The organism is Flavobacterium sp. GNP011, assembly GCF_056428925.1.
On sequence record NZ_JBWJVJ010000001.1, the window covers coordinates 117,922 to 134,617 of the forward strand.

General features: G+C 35.7%; 12 protein-coding genes, 1 tRNA gene and 2 pseudogenes. 7 read left to right on the plus strand and 8 right to left on the minus strand.

Annotated features, from left to right (window positions below; all coding sequences use genetic code 11):
• Positions 1-10 precede the first annotated feature (10 nt).
• A complete protein-coding gene (locus AC061E_RS00510; RefSeq protein WP_478284514.1) occupies positions 11-1,264 on the plus strand; it encodes a murein hydrolase activator EnvC family protein in 1,254 nt (417 codons plus the stop codon).
• Positions 1,265-1,367: 103 nt separating this feature from the next.
• Here the strand turns inward: AC061E_RS00510 and AC061E_RS00515 are convergent, their stop codons facing one another.
• Complete coding sequence (locus AC061E_RS00515; RefSeq protein ID WP_478284515.1) at positions 1,368-2,375, minus strand: hypothetical protein; 1,008 nt, start codon at positions 2,373-2,375, stop codon at positions 1,368-1,370.
• Positions 2,376-2,701: 326 nt separating this feature from the next.
• On the opposite strand from AC061E_RS00515, the pseudogene AC061E_RS00520 reads away from it, so the two are divergent.
• Together AC061E_RS00520 and AC061E_RS00525 are read left to right on the plus strand one after the other, a co-directional pair.
• Positions 2,702-3,004, plus strand: a pseudogene (locus AC061E_RS00520) (TonB-dependent receptor plug domain-containing protein); the annotation flags it as partial.
• Between the two features lie 156 nt (positions 3,005-3,160).
• Positions 3,161-4,627 carry a TonB-dependent receptor domain-containing protein gene (locus AC061E_RS00525; protein WP_478284860.1) on the plus strand — a complete coding sequence of 489 codons (1,467 nt, stop codon included), beginning with the start codon at positions 3,161-3,163 and terminating at the stop codon, positions 4,625-4,627.
• A gap of 21 nt (positions 4,628-4,648) precedes the next feature.
• Here AC061E_RS00525 and AC061E_RS00530 read toward each other — a convergent pair whose 3' ends face one another.
• The 3 genes from AC061E_RS00530 to AC061E_RS00540 form a co-directional block, all read right to left on the minus strand.
• Entirely contained in the window at positions 4,649-5,089 is a 441-nt protein-coding gene (locus AC061E_RS00530) for a c-type cytochrome (protein WP_478284516.1), read from the minus strand.
• Between the two features lie 3 nt (positions 5,090-5,092).
• Positions 5,093-6,217 carry a PQQ-dependent sugar dehydrogenase gene (locus tag AC061E_RS00535; RefSeq protein ID WP_478284517.1) on the minus strand — a complete coding sequence of 375 codons (1,125 nt, stop codon included), beginning with the start codon at positions 6,215-6,217 and terminating at the stop codon, positions 5,093-5,095.
• Between the two features lie 196 nt (positions 6,218-6,413).
• Positions 6,414-8,744 (minus strand): glycoside hydrolase family 3 protein, encoded by a 2,331-nt coding sequence (locus AC061E_RS00540; RefSeq protein ID WP_478284518.1) that lies wholly within the window; start codon positions 8,742-8,744, stop codon positions 6,414-6,416.
• Positions 8,745-9,023: 279 nt separating this feature from the next.
• Here AC061E_RS00540 and AC061E_RS00545 point away from each other — a divergent pair, with 279 nt between their 5' ends.
• Positions 9,024-9,443, plus strand: a complete 420-nt coding sequence (locus AC061E_RS00545; RefSeq protein ID WP_221915864.1) for a DUF2452 domain-containing protein — start codon at positions 9,024-9,026, stop codon at positions 9,441-9,443.
• A gap of 139 nt (positions 9,444-9,582) precedes the next feature.
• Here AC061E_RS00545 and AC061E_RS00550 read toward each other — a convergent pair whose 3' ends face one another.
• The 4 genes and pseudogenes from AC061E_RS00550 to rseP all read right to left on the minus strand — a co-directional run bounded on the left by AC061E_RS00550 (position 9,583) and on the right by rseP (position 12,521).
• Complete coding sequence (locus AC061E_RS00550; protein ID WP_478284519.1) at positions 9,583-10,134, minus strand: DinB family protein; 552 nt, start codon at positions 10,132-10,134, stop codon at positions 9,583-9,585.
• Positions 10,135-10,190: 56 nt separating this feature from the next.
• Positions 10,191-10,696, minus strand: a pseudogene (locus AC061E_RS00555) (Crp/Fnr family transcriptional regulator).
• Between the two features lie 273 nt (positions 10,697-10,969).
• Positions 10,970-11,043 (minus strand) — tRNA-Asn (locus AC061E_RS00560).
• Positions 11,044-11,180: 137 nt separating this feature from the next.
• Positions 11,181-12,521: an RIP metalloprotease RseP gene (gene rseP / locus AC061E_RS00565; protein WP_478284520.1), complete on the minus strand. Its 1,341-nt coding sequence runs from the start codon at positions 12,519-12,521 to the stop codon at positions 11,181-11,183.
• Between the two features lie 191 nt (positions 12,522-12,712).
• On the opposite strand from rseP, the gene AC061E_RS00570 reads away from it, so the two are divergent.
• From AC061E_RS00570 to AC061E_RS00580, 3 genes are all read left to right on the plus strand, one after another.
• Complete coding sequence (locus AC061E_RS00570) at positions 12,713-13,780, plus strand: NADH:flavin oxidoreductase/NADH oxidase (RefSeq protein ID WP_478284521.1); 1,068 nt, start codon at positions 12,713-12,715, stop codon at positions 13,778-13,780.
• A 229-nt stretch (positions 13,781-14,009) separates the two neighbouring features.
• Positions 14,010-15,050, plus strand: a complete 1,041-nt coding sequence (locus tag AC061E_RS00575) for a Gfo/Idh/MocA family protein (RefSeq protein ID WP_478284522.1) — start codon at positions 14,010-14,012, stop codon at positions 15,048-15,050.
• A 177-nt stretch (positions 15,051-15,227) separates the two neighbouring features.
• A complete protein-coding gene (locus AC061E_RS00580; RefSeq protein ID WP_478284523.1) occupies positions 15,228-16,439 on the plus strand; it encodes an MFS transporter in 1,212 nt (403 codons plus the stop codon).
• The last annotated feature ends 257 nt before the right edge of the window (positions 16,440-16,696 follow it).

The window sequence follows — 16,696 nt, forward strand, 5'->3', positions numbered from 1 at the left end:
TTTTTATCTCATGCCAAAATATATCCTAAGCCTAATTTGTATTTGTATGACTTCATTGTTGTGGAGTCAAGAATCTCAACAAGAAAAATTAGAACAACGCAAAGCTCAAATTCAAAAAGAAATTAAGGAAAATGAAAAGCTATTACAAACCGTAAAGAAAAAAGAAAAATCTGCGGTAAATGTAGTAGTGATTCAGAGTACCAAAATTAAGCTGAAGGAGAAACTAATAAACACTACCGAAAAGCAAACTAAATTGCTTAAAAATGATATGTATATTAATCAAGTTCAGATTAATAAACTTAAAAAAGAGCTTGAAATTCTAAAAGAGGATTACTCAAAAATGATTGTGAAATCCTATAAAAGTCGTTCGGCCGAGAGTAGAGCCATGTTTTTACTATCGTCTGAAAATTTTCTTCAAGCCTATAAAAGAGCACAGTATATGAAGCAATATACTGGATTTAGAAAAATGCAAGGGGAAGAAATAAAAACAAAAACCGATAAACTAGCAGACTACAATCAGAAATTAGATATTCAAAAAACGGCCAAACAAAAGTTGATAGCCGAAAATGAAAAAGAGCGATTGTCATTAGAAAAAGAAAAGCAAGAGCAATTAAAATTAGTAAACACACTCAAAAAAGATAAAAATAAAATTGCTCAAGAAATAAAAAAACGTCAGCAAGAGTACAGAACCATTGACAGACAAATTAACAGACTTATTAGAGAAGCCATTGCAGAGGCCAATAGAAAAGCAGCACTAGAAAAATCAAAAGCAAATCCTAGCGCACCAGTTTCTAAGGCAGCAGTATCTTCATCAAAAATTGAACTTACTCCTGAGGCAAAAATAATTGCCGATAATTTTAGAGCAAATAGAGGTCGCTTGCCTTATCCTGTAGAAAAAGGTTTCATATCATTAGGCTACGGAAATCAAACGCACCCTATGTTTAATACCATCACGGTTCACAATAGTGGTGTTGAAATTACTACAGATAAAGGTGCAAATGCGAGAGCTGTTTTTGGTGGAGAGGTAACCAGTGTTATAGTACTCTCTCCAGTAAATAAGGCGGTCATGATACAGCATGGAGATTATTTTACGGTATACCAAAACTTAAGTTCTGTATCTGTAAGCAAAGGAGATAAAGTGAGTATCAAGCAAAGCATAGGTAAAGTAAGAACAAATGGCGAGACTGGAAAAACGATTATTAAATTCTTGATCCTGCAAAACACAACATATAATAACCCTGAAGGCTGGTTGTCTGGAAGGTAACTTATAATTAGCCTTAACATAAAAAAGCATTATCATTTCTTAAGAAACGAAAGTGCTTTTTTAGTTTTTGGAGCTGATTTTTCAATTAGTAATTCACTCAAATTTATTGGTACTGAATGTAAATTGGCTTTGGCGTAAGCTGCACCAATTGCGCTGGCGTGTACATGCTCCAGTTGTTCCAATTATCATTTTTGTAAAATAATTTGAAACCCGTAAACTGCACAGGCTCTCTAAAAATGTAACGTAAGTAAGTTGATTTTTTTAGAATTTGACTTCCAAAACCATCCATGTGCATCACTATTTGTACTTCAGGAACTTTTTTGATGTTTTGGTAATTGGTAACCATTCCTTGTGTAAATCGGTGTACTACTAAAACCTTTGGCGAAAGCTTTTTTTCGCGTACAATTCGAGCCAAAATTGCAATTGCATCGTTTATATCTGAGGCGTCAAGTGTACCGATTTTTTTGCCAGGCACGTGACCTCCTTTCATCGAGAATTCAGGATCAATACCTAAATGCACATTGGGTTTGGCCAAATACGATTCTAGTTGTGTTACTTCTTCTTTTATTGTACTGTGACCAATTTGCACATCTAAAAAAACCAATGCTTTGATAGGTTTGGCCCAAGCCAGCAACGTATCAATTTGTTTAAACGGCATGCGCATGTTGTATCTGTTCGCTTTTCCGGGTTTGCTTTGCGCCGAAACTGCAATATAATGCAGGGCAGGTATTGCTTGAACTGTTGAATCAGCGGCTTGCCACTTGGCTACTTCTAATTGTAGTTTTTGGAGCATTTCGTCTTTTGGATATTCACCTAAAACGCCCATTCTTTTGGAGTACAAATTACCATAAAATGCGATGATGCGTTGGTATGGCAAAACAGGACCTACCAAAGGATACGGGCTTTTTACAGGCCATCTTCCTGTGGTGTCTTGATTGCTTAAAGCGAGCATGCGCTTGTTGTAATCTATTGTGTCAAGCTGTGGTTCTTGGCTTTGAATTTTTTTTGTAATAGGAGAAGTGGCTGGTTTTTTTACAGCTTTTTCTTTTTGACAAGAAAAAAATAGTATAGAAAATGCTAAAGTGAAAAGTAGATTTAAAACGGGTTTCATTTTATTTGAATTACTGCATCAAAAAGGTGCTAATTATGACAGCAAGGTATTCATTAAAGGTTGAAGTAAAGTTTAAAACCGTTACATAATTTACGGTTTTTGACGGTATGAAATCGGATTTAAATTGCTGTGAAAACAGAGAAAACAGTATCTTTAAACACAATTAAAATCAACTAAAAATCAGTCTCTTGTTTAAAAAACCGCTCCTTTGTTTCCTTTTTATAGGTTGCATCAGCTTTGCTTTTGCGCAAGCTAAAAAAGACACCATTTCACTGCCAGAAGTAGTTTTGAAAGGCTCACCAATATAAAAAAGCGTTCAAAAAACCGCGGCGGCTGTGGCAATACTAACTGCTGCAGACCTTAATAAAAGCGATGGTTTGATTCTAACTCCGGTTTTGAATACAATTCCGGGAGTGAGCATGCAACAAGGTGCGCTGAACACCAACCGAATTATGATACGTGGCATAGGTGCGCGCGCGCAATTTGGCACTACCAAAATCAAAGCCTATTTTGACGGGATTCCGCTAACTACCGGCGAAGGAGAAACCACAATTGACGATCTCAATTTAAGTGCAATTGAAAAAATAGAAATCACAAAAGGACCTAATGCCACTAGTTTTGGATCGGGTTTGGGAGGTGTTATTCAACTGTTTTCAAAAGAGACGCCTGCGGGAGAGAATTTTGCAAAAGCGGCTACCACTTTGGGCAGTTTTGGTTTGCGACATCAACAATATAATGCCGGATTTGCTAATGCAAAAAGCAATTGGTACAGCAGTTACGCTAATGTGCAGCAAGACGGATTTAGAGCCAACAGTGACTACAACCGTAAAACAATCAACTTGCACGGCAAGCAGCAGCTGGGAACGAAAGGGAAATTGTCTTTTCTGGGAACTTTTACACGATTGAAAGCGTTTATCCCGAGTTCGATTAACGAAAATGATTTTAATAACAATCCCGAGAAAGCCGCTCCTACTTGGGCTGCCGCAAAAGGATTTGAATCGTATGATAAAGTACTTTTAGGAATTGCACATCAACATCAATTTACAAATAAATGGTCGTTGCAAACGAGTATTTTTGTTAGTTTCAAAGATGCTTATGAACCACGCCCTTTTGATATCTTAGAAGACAATACCAATACAGTGGGGTTGCGAGCGCATGCCAACTTCAAAGACCAAGTTTTTTCAGTACCCATTGAACTGAGTTTTGGAACTGAATTACTTAAAGAACGATACGAAAATACTTTGTATCGTAATTTGTACCAATCGCAGCCGGGTCAAGGAAGTGTGCAAGGGGAAGCTTTTAGTAACGTAAATCAAAATAGAAATTATAGTACTTTTTTTGTTCAAATGGAGTTACAGCTAAATTCAAAACTGCAATTAGAAACGGGTTTGGCTTTCAATGAAACTTCGTATTCATTAGAAAACGAAGAAAATCAGAGGGATCCGTATTCCTTTGGCGATGTTTGGTCGCCACGAGTGGGATTGTCGTATCAAGTAAGTAAAGGAAAACATCTTTATACGGCAGTTAGCAATGGTTTTTCGGTCCCATCGGTTTCAGAAACTTTAACTCCTCAAGGTCAAATTAACAGCAGTTTGAAACCAGAATTGGGTTGGAATTATGAAGTTGGTTTTAAAGGAAATTGGTTGGGTCAAAAGTTATACACCGAAGTAACTTTGTACACTACTCAAATCAAAAATTTGTTGGTCGCACGTCGCACTGCGGAAGATAAATTTGTGGGTATCAATGCGGGTAGTAGCTCACATTCAGGTCTTGAGTTTGTATTGCGTTATTCAGTTTTAAATAATGAACAAGTACAAATTAAAACCCAAGCTTCGGGAACTTTGAATAATTTTAAGTTCAACGAATTTGTAGATGGCGATGCTGATTATTCTGGAAATCAACTCACGGGCGCACCGCAATCGCAATTTAATTTCGGAATTGATGTTCAAACAAAAAAGGGAATAAGCTGGAACACCGCTTTGCAAACCGTTGGTAAAATCCCTATGAATGACAGCAACACCAAATACAGTGGTAATTATGCGCTTTTAAATAGTAAACTGACTTATTTATTTACCTTGTTTAATTGTTTGAAAACAGAGGTAAATGCTGGAGTAAACAATGCTTTAAATCAAAAATATGCTGCTAATATTTTGCCTAACGCAGTAGGTTTTGGTACTGCTTCTCCTCGTTATTTTTATCCTGGGAATCCAATAAATTATTACGGAGGTTTTTCGGTAGCCTATTACTTTTAAATTTAAATTCTAAAAAAAACTTTATTTTTTAATAGCGGCAACCTCTTTTACAGTTACAACTTTGGTTTGTTTGTTGCTCCACGAAGTCATAATGTAGTTCATTACATCAGCTACTTCTTGATCAGTAAGTCCCATGGCAGGCATGCTGCTGTTGTATTTTTTACCATTTACCATAATTGGATCGCTTTGACCGTATTTTACCGCGGCAATACTAGCTGTGCGTTTGTTTTTTAACCAATCAGAACCATCTAATGGTGGAAAATTAGTACCATCACCTTTGCCTGCAGTGCCATGACATTGTATGCAAAAATCGGCATAGATTTCTTTACCTGGATTTTGAGTGCTGGCAAAGTTGTTTTTTTTATCAACGCGGCTGTATGTAGGTGTTTCAATAGAGTTCCTCGCAGCAATACTTCCAAGTAAAACCATACCCAATCCCAATATTAGTTTTGTGTTGATCATGATTTAGTTAGGTATAATTTTCATAATTCCTTTTCCTTCTACACCGATGTAAATGTAACCGTCTGGACCTTGCGCTACATTGCGTACACGACCTACTCCAGTGGCTATTTTTTGACGGCCTACTATTTCATTTCCTTTTAATTGGACCAATTCAAGGTACTGAAATTTCAATGATCCTACTAACAAATGTCCTTTCCATTCTGGATATTTATCGCTGGTTACAAATGTCATTCCGCTTGGCGCGATAGAAGGCAACCAGTAATAAATTGGTTTTTCAATTCCTGGTTTTTCGTTTTGAGTACTAATTGTAGTTCCATCATAATCGATGCCATAAGTAACCACAGGCCAACCATAATTCACTCCTTTTTGAATGATATTGATTTCATCGCCGCCTTGAGGTCCGTGTTCGGTTTCCCAAATGTCGCCGGTAACTGGATTTTTGGCCATTCCTTGTGGATTGCGATTTCCGTAGGTAAAAATAGCTTCTTTAGCTCCTGATTTACCCACAAAAGGATTGTCTTTTGGAATACTTCCATCATCATTTAGGCGGTAAATTTTTCCACCATCACGGGTAATATCTTGTGGATTGACAAAGTGTTCGCCACGTTCTCCTACCGAGAAAAATAAGTAGCCATCATTGTCAAAAACAATACGGGAACCAAAATGCTGTCCTTTGGTTGTGTTTGGAGTTGCTTTATACAGCGATTCAATTTGGGTTAAACCGCCGTCAACTAATTTAGCGCGAATTAATTTGGTATTTCCGCCGGTGCCTTCACCTTCTTCGGAAGCAAAAGTCATGTAAATCCAACCGTTTTTTGCGTAGTCTGGATGTAGAACGATATCCAACAAACCGCCTTGTCCGCGAGTATAAACTTTTGGAACATTTTTAACGGCAGTTTTTTGTCCGTTTTTAATGTGAAATAAAGTCCCACTTTTTTCTGTAACCAATAGCGCACCGTCTGGCAACCAAGTCATTCCCCACGGAATTGCAATATCTGATACCACTGTTTCTAAGGTGTAATTTTTAACTTCATCTTTGACAATTACATCGTCAGGTTTGGTTTGTGACTCACAATTTAGTGCAAGCATAGAGAATATAGAAAGTGAAACAAGTTTTATTTTTTTCATGATTGACGATTTAACAAAATTCATTTTAAAGGTACTAAATGGCAAATGAAAATTGATGATTGGATTTAATTTTTGCTTCGAATTAACAAAATCAGTTCGTAGCATTTAATTAGTGTTTTTTTGAAACTAGAAAATGCCAAAGTTTCTCCATAAAAAAACCACTTTTTTTATGAAGTGGTTTTTGAGAGATTGTGTTTTATTTTTTGACACTGTATTTGGCTGTTCGGGCATCTTTGATGATTCCTTTCCAATTTAATCCGAAACTAAAATCATAGACATTTCCAACGCTGTCTTCGTACGGAATCATATCGTGTGGCACATCTTCGAGTTGTTTTTCAACTGTAGACATGTTGGCGGGCATTTGCAAAGGCAACAAGCCAGACGGTTCGGTTTTACCAGAAACAATATCTAGTAAAGCTTCTACTTGTACGCCAAAATCTCCCAGTATTGCGTCTACATTTTTTTCAAAATCACTAAAAACCATAGGATTTGAAATGGATACAGATACTAAAACTGGTTTGTCTTTCATGGCTTTTTTTGTATCTAAAATGGTATTTAAATCAGGATATGAATTGGATTTACTCGTTTTGTTGACATACGAACGGTTGTTGATAGTAGGATCAATCACGGGATCACCAGCAGCAATACTTTGCACTCTTGCATCAACGGCGGTGTAGTCACTCAATTGCAAACTAATGGGTACATATCCGTTTCCGCCAGCTTCTCTATCGGCTCGGCTGTACCCGTTGCTGATTGGGCTTTTGATAAAAACCATTGCAAAATCAGCTTTGTCTGGATCATCGGTTACAGTATAGTATTTTTTAATCAATTCTAAATTAATTGGATATTCTGTCTTTTCTGGCGAAGGTTGTCCAAAAAAGTTGATTCCCGCAGGCGTAGTGCGTTTTGGTACATAGACCGTTTTTCCATTGGCAATTGGGAGCGTTTTGTTTTGATTTTTAAGCAATACTACCGATTTTAATTGCGCATCGTAACCCGCTTTCATGAATTCGGGTTTTCCAACAATAGTTTTAGTTTCGTTCGGGTCTAAATAAGCATTTTCGAATAATCCTACTCTAAAAATATTTAAAAGCAACCTAACCGCTGATTGCTCAAAACGCTTGCGCATAAAGGTTTCGCCTTGCTCTTTTACACCCATTTGATAGGCTTCAAGAACAGGTTTGATATCGTTATTTCCTCCAAATTGATCCACGCCAGCCATCAGCACTTTATAATGTCTTTCGGCCACGGTTAAGGATTCAACTCCCCAAGATTTTCCAGCAAACACATCTGGTTTCGGGCCTTCATCAGCAGTAATGAGCCAATCGGTACAAACTACGCCATCGTAGCTGTATTTATCACGCAACAAATCAGTGATGATGTATTTGCTAAACCCGTTCCCTACGTTCTCATTATATTTTTTATCTTGACCAAATGAGATGGTGTAGTACGGCATCACCGCCGATGCTTTTTTGGTAGAACCATTCAGTTGAAAAGCGCCTTCGGTAAATGGTTTTAAGTGTGTTTCGAAATTGTTTCCAGGATATACTGCAAATTTTCCGTAGGCAAAATGCCCATCGCGTCCGGCTTCTTCAGGACCGCCACTTGGCCAATGTTTCACCATGGCATTCACACTTTGATGTCCCCAACCGTTGTAGTTGGCAATTGGTTTTTTTGGGGTTTGAAAACCGTCTACATAGGCTCTTGCCATGTCGGTAGCGAGTTTTGGGTCTTCGCCAAAAGTACCCATAAAGCGATTCCATCTTGGTTCTGTTGCCAAATCAATTTGAGGTGAAAGCGCCGTTGCGATTCCCATGGCACGGTATTCTTGTGCAGCAATACTACCAAATTGTTGTGTAATGGCAGCATCAAAAGTGGCAGCTAGGCCTAATTCTTCTGGCCATTGTGAGATTGCTCCGCCTGAACCCGCATTATATTCGGCATCTTTATTGGCTCCGTTTCTAGGATCTGAACTGTTGTTGGCTGGAATTCCCATCCCGATACCTTCGACTAAAGTTTGAATATTGTTGTTCCACTGTGCTGCAATTTCTGGCGACGCTACTGAGGTCATTAATATATGTCGCAGATTGTCTTTGGTTAAAAAAGCAATTTGCTGATCAGATAAAGCGGAAGCTTGCGCTCCACTTTGGGAAAAAGGTTTTCCGTTATAAGTTCCTGTAAACATGCCTGCTTCTTGTGCTGGAATGGCTTGGTGCCTGCTGTATAACATTAAACCTGCAATTTGTTCTACGGTCATTTGCGCGGCTAGGTCTTTGGCTCGTTCGTTTACTGGTTTGCGCCAATCTTCATAGAGATCTAATTTCCCGTTTTTGTTGAGGTCTTTAAACGCAAACCCTTTATCATTTAAAATAGCAACACCAGATTGTGGTGAGTAGCCTAATTTTTGACCTCCTTTATTATCAATGATTGTAAAAGAGCCTTTTTTAGTTTCGGTCCATTTATTTTGAGCGTTTGCTGCTGCAAAAATAAAAAAGACGATGGGAAGGAATGAGTTTTTTATTGGCATAATAGGGTATTTGTTTGTGAATGAGTTTTTTAGCTTGATATCAAATATAAAAATTATTGCGTTATAAAGACACATTGAAAAGATATTTTTTGGCAAAAACATAGTAACATGAGACTATTTGTAGCAAGTTTAAATTTCGATTGGTAGGTTTGTGATTTTTGTTTAACTTTGCATAAAAAATATTAAACAAACATAAGTATTGAAATTTATTTTGGTACCCAAACAGTAAAATAAAACCTTCAATAGTAGTAATTTGGAGAGTTGAAAAGTTCAAATCACATGGAAAATAAGAAACCAGATAACGTTGTTTATAATCAAGAAAAAGGATTTAATGCAAATGTACTGCCGTATGCTACTAATGTAGGTGCGCCTGCAATACGGGTTGACGATGTAGTTTCTTGGAAAAGCAGAGGAATTGATAATGTAAACAAAGAACTCGGAAATAAGTTTAACGAACTCAAATTACAGTACGAAAAGTTAATGCAAGAGTATGAGTGGAATGAATTAGTCTATAGTGCCAAATTTTCCTTTGAACCTGTGATAGGTGAAATTTATCATTTATATAGAGATGCCGAAGGAGTGAATTTTTTATCCTTAATTGGGCCTAATGAGTGGAACAAAGAGCACATAGGTAGTTTTAAACTTAACAGCGACAAGAAATGGATTGTGTTGCATGATGTAAGCTCTAATTTGTTTTAATGCGTTACGCTTATTTTTGGGACTTTACTTTCAGGCGGAAAATCGAAGTACAAAGTCTAAATTTATTAGTTAAGTTCAAATTAAAAACAGCTGTTGAATTTTGTGCCTCAGCCAGCCTAAAGAATAACCTTTTTAGCTGTCAGACATTTTTCATTGTTTGGTGTATTCTGTCAATTTGGTTTAAATGTCTAATGACATGATTAATAAAAAACTGAAAAGTGTCACCCAATTTTAGTCTGATTAAACCTGAAATTGAAGTCTGAATTTTCATTTTATTTAAACTCACATTTTTTGATTGATTTAATAAGTTCAAAAAATTGATTTGCTGGTTTATAAATTTGTCAATTACTACTTTGTCAAGGTTTGCATTTAATGGATTTTTGTCCTTGAATGTTTTCATTTTATTCAATTTTTCTTTTGGCAACATACTTTTCGAAAAGTAGTTTCCTAAAATTCCACTGCTAAATTCAATATCAGCTTTAGTGGTTGAATTTTCTATTTTACTTTGTATTTGAGGAAGATAAAAGTCTCCATATAAGTTCAAATGTTCTAAACACTCCAAAATGCTCCACGAAATTTCATTTTCTTTCCATGTTAATGTATTCAAATCATAGGATTTGAGTTCTTCTGCCTGCTTTATAATTTGTATCGTCTGTTCTAGAAGTGTTTGTATTAATTTCTCTGATTGCATAATTTTAAATTTTATGCAAAGTTTTAAAATGTATTAACCATAAATCTTGATTGAAGTCAACATTTTTTTAGTCTTGATAAAGTTTCGGCACTCATTCTTAAATAATTTGCAATATGTCTGTTAGGAATTTCTTGAAAAAGTTGTGGGCTTCTTTTTAAAACTCTTTCATATCGTTCTTTTGGCGAATTTGTCAAAATATCAATTTCTCGTTCCATTTGTTGAACTACTAAATTTTCTAAAATTTTTGTCCACAAATTTTTATTATTTTCTTTTTCTAAAAATAAGTCAATTTGTTCTTTGGTTACGACTTTTATAACAGTTTTTTTAATTGCCTGAATATATAAGTCAGAAGGTTTTCCAGTCAAAAAAGAGTCTAGCGAAACTATTAAATTTTCTTTGTAACCAAATCTAATAGTTTGTTCCTCGTAATTATCTAAAAAAAAACTCTCAGACTTCCGCTTTCGATATAATACAAATTAGTGTCAATGCTCCCTTTTACTTTCAGAAACTCATTTCTGTCGATTGTAATTTCTTTGTCCGAAAGTTCAATTATTTCTTTCATTTTCTGTCTGGGCGTGAGTTTAGATATGCTTGAGGCCAACTAATGGATTATTAAAACATTTTACCCGCCAAAAGAAGGAGTTGAAATTTTAAATTTTGGCTCCTTTTTTTTGTTTCGACTTTACAGAAATACAAATTCACAGATCGGTTAAAAAAGAGTCTTTATAATACTCAGATGAGGTCTATTTAAAAAGTTCCAATGAAGCGGTTAATTTTAACCAAAACCATTATAAAACAAAAAAGCCTCTACATTGCTGTAAAGGCTTTCTAAAAGCTCCCCCTCTTGGGCTCGAACCAAGGACCCTCTGATTAACAGTCAGATGCTCTAACCAACTGAGCTAAGGAGGAAACTGTATATTTTTATTTTTTTAAAGAACGTCTTATTTATTTGCTTTTGAATAACACTGTTTGTTTGTCTAAGCGGTTGCAAAGATAGGCTATCATTTGGTTTCTGCAAATAAAATTGAAACTTTTTTTCATTTTTTTTACTTCCCAACAATTGCTTTGTAAACGTCATTTCCGTTTGCAAATAGTAATAGTGTTATAAGTAAAACAAAACCAACTAATTGTGCGTTCTCTAGGAATTTATCGCTAGGTTTTTTACCTGAAATAATTTCGTATAATAAAAACATCACATGGCCACCATCTAGTGCTGGAATAGGCAAAAGGTTCATTACTCCGAGTGCAATAGATAAAAAAGCTGTCAATTTCCAGAACATTTCCCAACTCCACGTTTCTGGAAAAGCTTTATAAATTGAAGCAAAACCACCAACTTGTTTGTAAGCCTTTGTTTCTGGATTAAAAATCATTTTAAGTTGCTTTCCATAACCTAAGAGTTGATCCTTACCTTTTTTTAATCCAGCAGGTATTGACTCAGTAAAGCTGTACTCAACTTTTGAAACTTTAAAAAAACCTGATTTTTTTAAAGTTTCAATATCAGTAATTAATTGTACGCCAAGTTTTCCCTCTTTGTTAACATTTACTGTAATAGGAACTTTTTTATTGTTTCTAATTACAACTGCTGGAATTGATTTCCCTTTATTTTCCTTTAAAATAGGACTAACCATATCGTAGCAGCTTGCCGGCTTACCATTTAAAGTAAACATAACATCTTTTGGCTTTAGCTGATTATTAGGTGAATTTGTTGGTACATCTAAAATTATGAAGGGTAATCTGATTGAGACTAAACTTCTTTTTTTCTCGTTTGATATTTGATCTACAAAATCAATTGGTAGTTGAATAGTTTGTTCTATTCTGTTTCTTTCAATAATAACTTGTTTGGCTGTAGCGATGTTCATATTCATCTCGTCATCAAACTTAATTATCTTTTTGCCGTCAACAGCTATCACTTTATCACCAGTTTTAAAACCAGCCTTTTGCATGACCTTATTTTCAATTAATAGACCATCCTTCAAGTCTTCATTAGCAATATAAGTATCACCGTACGCAAATGCCATTCCTATATATATAATGAAAGCCAAAATAAAATTGACCGTAACACCACCCAACATGATGATCAAACGTTGCCAAGCTGGTTTCGATCTAAATTCCCAAGGCTGTGGAGGCAAAGCCATTTGTTCTTTATCCATACTTTCATCAATCATCCCCGAAATTTTAACATAACCACCTAGTGGCAACCAACCGATACCATATTCGGTTTCGCCAATTTTCTTTTTTAGAAGAGAATATTTAACATCAAAAAACAAATAGAATTTTTCGACTCTGGTTTTAAACAATTTGGCAGGAACGAAATGTCCTAATTCGTGAAGTACAATCAGTAATGATAGGCTCAATAAGAATTGAGAAAGCTTGATAACTATGTCCATTTTAAATTTTTAGTTCTTTTATAACTCACAAAAGTAAGGTTTTCTGTTTGTATATTTTACAATAATTGTTCCAGAGCAATTTAAAAGTTTGTTAATTATGTTAATTTGAAATAGAACTTTGAATGCTGAATCTTAACTTTACTTTCTTAAATCCCATTATTTAGGATTTATATCACTTTAAAACACGTATAATGTCGTCAAAATTATTTTCTCCTATTACCATAAAAAGCATCACGCTAAAAAATAGAATTGCAATTTCTCCCATGTGTCAATATTCAGCCCAAGACGGTTTTGCTAATGATTGGCATCTGGTACATTTGGGTAGTCGCGCTATAGGAGGCGCAGGATTAATTATTCAAGAAGCCACAGCGGTATCAGCAGAAGGTAGAATCTCACCAGAGGATTTAGGGCTCTGGAATGACGAGCAAATTGTGAAGATGAAAGAAATCAATACTTTTATTGTGAGTCAAAATACAGTTCCTGGAATACAATTGGCGCATGCCGGCCGTAAAGCCAGCTCAGCATCACCCTGGAACGGAGGACGTAAACTTGATGATTCACAAGGAGGTTGGGATACTGTAGCACCAAGCCCAGTTGCCTACCATCATACTGAGAACGCTCCCCTTGAATTGCATGAAGCAGGAATACAAAAAGTAATTTCGGATTTTAAATCAGCTACAAGAAGAGCTGTTCAAGCAGGTTTTCAGGTGATGGAAATACATGCTGCTCACGGGTATTTGTTGCATCAATTTTTATCTCCATTATCTAATTTTAGAACTGATATTTATGGAGGTAGTTTTGAAAACCGCATTCGATTGACGCTTGAAGTAGTTGAAGCGGTACAATCAGAATGGCCAGATTATTTACCGTTGTTTATAAGGATATCAGCAACTGACTGGGCTGAGGGTGGCTGGAACTTAGAAGAATCGGTTCAGCTTTCGAAAATTTTAAAAGGAAAAGGAGTTGATTTAATTGATGTTTCAACCGGAGGTTTAGTGTCGCACCAGCAAATTCCGTTAGGACCCAACTATCAAGTTCCTTTTGCCGAAAGTATAAAAAATGAAACTAGAATTCAAACTGGAGCGGTAGGATTAATTACGGAAGCTGCTCAAGCTGAGGAAATCATTGCCTCTGGAAAAGCGGATTTGGTTTTTATAGCACGAGAATCTTTGAGAGATCCTAATTTAGGTTTGACATTTGCCCAAGAGTTAGATGCCGATATGGAATGGCCAAAACAATACGCTAGAGCGAAACAGTAAGGTTTTGAAACATATAAGTCATATAAGTTTTCTTTTTTTAAACCATTAAGGAATTAAGAAAAGTTAAGGGTTTGCCTAATAATTTTAAAATCTTATATGACTTATATGTTTCAATATTTTTTAAACCATTAAGGAATTAAGAAAAGTTAAGGGTTTGCCTAATAATTTTAAAATCTTATATGACTTATATGTTTAAAATGAACATTTCACAAATTTGAAACCTATCATTATGCAAAAAATAAAAACAGCTTTATTGTCTTATGGAATGTCAGGCAAAGTATTTCATGCTCCTTTTTTAAATTTTCATCCAGGATTTGAGCTTATTGGTTCTTGGGAACGCAGTAAAAAATTACTACACCAGGATTTCCCTGCTTTAAAAAGCTATGCTTCACTAGAGGATGTTTTACAAGATGATATAGATTTAGTTGTTGTGAATACGCCTGTTGCCACGCATTATGAATATGCAAAACAAGTACTAGAGGCAGGAAAACATGCTATAGTAGAGAAAGCTTTTACGACAACAGTTGCTCAAGCAAAGGAGCTTATGGCTATTGCCAAAGATAAAAATGTTAAATTGTCTGTTTTTCAAAATAGGCGTTGGGACAGTGATTTTAAAACCGTTCAACAAATTATTTCAGATAAAGTATTGGGTAAAATCGTGGAGGCTGAGATTCATTTTGATCGGTACAATCCGCTTTTGAGTCCAAAGTTACACAAAGAAACGGTTACTGATGGATCAGGAATTTTAAAGGATTTAGGGCCTCATATCATAGATCAAGCATTGTGTTTGTTTGGTTTGCCAAATTTGGTTTTTGCTGACATCCGCATTACAAGAGAACATTCCTTGGTAGATGATTATATTGATCTGTTGCTTTATTATGCTAATTTTAGGGTGCGTCTAAAAGCTGGATTTTTTGTTCGAGAAGCTAATCCTGCCTATGTTATTCATGGCGAAAAAGGGTCTTTTTTAAAACCTCGCGGTGATGTACAGGAAGACGAACTGAAATTAGGTTACCAACCAAATTTAGAAACTTGGGGAACGGAGCCAATTGAAAAACAAGGTTTGTTGCATACCGAAATTAATGGAGAAATTATTCGGGAAATTGTACCTACGCTTCAAGGTAATTACTTTGATTTTTTTGATGGTGTGTACCATTCAATTGTAAATAATAGTCCAGAACCAGTCGCCGCACAAGAGGGCGTACACGTCATGCAAATTATTGAAGCGGCACTACTAAGCAATGCTCAGAAAAGAGTAATTGATTTGTAATAAGTCTTTTTTAACTTTCATTTTCATCAACTAAAACGTTAATTATATTTTGAATTGGCTAAGTTGATGTATTCCTTTTTATAAACAATAACGTTGTATTTTTTAGCAAATGCGTTGAATAGACACAATCAAAGATTGCTTTTTGTAATTTTGCTCTTAAAATTAAAAACAATCATTTTGATAGACTTACAATTTTTTGGAAAAACAAACAGTAAAGCCAAGCTAAAAAAGAGTTATTCACAAGCTAAAAAGTCTTATTTAAACCGGATTCGCTGGGCAGTATCTGTATTTTACTTCGGGATGGGGTTGTGCTTTGCTACTTGGGCAAGTAGAATTCCAGATATTAAAACGAGTTTGCATCTTAGCGAGGGCGCATTAGGAACTATATTGTTTGCCTTACCATTGGGGCAACTTTTAATAATGCCTTTTTCTGGGAAATTGGTCACCCGTTTTGGAAGTCATAAAGTTTTAATAGTTGCGTTATCCATGTATGTGGTGAGCATGACAAATTTAGGTTTGGCTGCAGCCGCATGGCAATTGTCATTAGGATTATTTGTTTTTGGAATTTTTGGAAACCTGTCTAATATTGCAGTCAACACACAAGGCGTCTATACAGAGGAATTATTCAAGAGAACCATCATGGCTTCCTTTCATGGTATGTGGAGTTTTGCAGGATTTACAGGAGCACTTGTAGGTCTCGCTATGCTGTCTTTACAACTCACGCCATACATTCATTTTATAATTGTAGCGGCAGTAGTTTTTATACTTATTGTATTCAACTTTAAACATTTGATAAGAGCCAAAGAAAAGGTACAAATAGAGCAGAAAAAATTATTTTCAAAACCAGATAGTTCCTTACTATGGCTAGGAGTCATTGGCTTTTGTTGCATGGCCAGTGAAGGTGTCATGTTTGACTGGAGCGGGGTTTATTTCAAAGATGTAATTAAAGCTCCAGGACCGCTTGTTATCTTGGGTTATACTTCATTTATGATCATGATGGCCGGCGGACGCTTTATAGGAGATGCTATTATTTTAAAATTCGGACGCAAAACCGTATTACAAGTAAGTGGAATTCTCATTTCATCGGGGCTTTTTACAGCTGTATTTTTTCCTTATGTGATCCCAGCAACAATCGCATTTATGTTTGTAGGTCTTGGCGTATCCACGATAATCCCAACGGTTTATAGTGTAGCTGGAAAAACCCCCAATGTGGCGCCCAGTGTAGCCTTAACAACCGTTTCTAGTGTTAGTTTCCTTGGTTTTTTAATGGGGCCACCCATAATAGGATACATTGCTGAGCTGTCTAGTTTACGTTTCTCATTTGCATTTATAGGTGTTTTTGGACTCTTGATTGCCCTCATGGTTTCAAGAATAAAAGCAATCAAATAATGTTTTTGGAGCAGTCTATTTTATTTTCTAAAGCAGTAGCATTCCTGCTGTACGCAGTATCTTTCCAGTCTTAAAAAAAGACAGGAAAGGATACTTACTTCCATCAGGGCTATCCTGAAGAATTCATTTTCATCAGAAAATTTTTTAATTTTTTTTGAAGGAAAATCAATATGTTAATTTTTTTTACTACTTTTAATATTATAATTCTTTCAATCATAACATAAAGTACATTGCTCAGTTGCAAATACCACATAAAC

Bases quoted from the DNA above. Each gene is read 5' to 3' on its own strand.
- AC061E_RS00510 (WP_478284514.1), top strand. From the start codon at position 11: ATGCCAAAATATATCCTAAGCCTAATTTGTATTTGTATGACTTCATTG.
- AC061E_RS00515 (WP_478284515.1), bottom strand. From the start codon at position 2,375: ATGAAACCCGTTTTAAATCTACTTTTCACTTTAGCATTTTCTATACTA.
- AC061E_RS00530 (WP_478284516.1), bottom strand. From the start codon at position 5,089: ATGATCAACACAAAACTAATATTGGGATTGGGTATGGTTTTACTTGGA.
- AC061E_RS00535 (WP_478284517.1), bottom strand. From the start codon at position 6,217: ATGAAAAAAATAAAACTTGTTTCACTTTCTATATTCTCTATGCTTGCA.
- AC061E_RS00540 (WP_478284518.1), bottom strand. From the start codon at position 8,744: ATGCCAATAAAAAACTCATTCCTTCCCATCGTCTTTTTTATTTTTGCA.
- AC061E_RS00545 (WP_221915864.1), top strand. From the start codon at position 9,024: ATGGAAAATAAGAAACCAGATAACGTTGTTTATAATCAAGAAAAAGGA.
- AC061E_RS00550 (WP_478284519.1), bottom strand. From the start codon at position 10,134: ATGCAATCAGAGAAATTAATACAAACACTTCTAGAACAGACGATACAA.
- rseP (WP_478284520.1), bottom strand. From the start codon at position 12,521: ATGGACATAGTTATCAAGCTTTCTCAATTCTTATTGAGCCTATCATTA.
- AC061E_RS00570 (WP_478284521.1), top strand. From the start codon at position 12,713: ATGTCGTCAAAATTATTTTCTCCTATTACCATAAAAAGCATCACGCTA.
- AC061E_RS00575 (WP_478284522.1), top strand. From the start codon at position 14,010: ATGCAAAAAATAAAAACAGCTTTATTGTCTTATGGAATGTCAGGCAAA.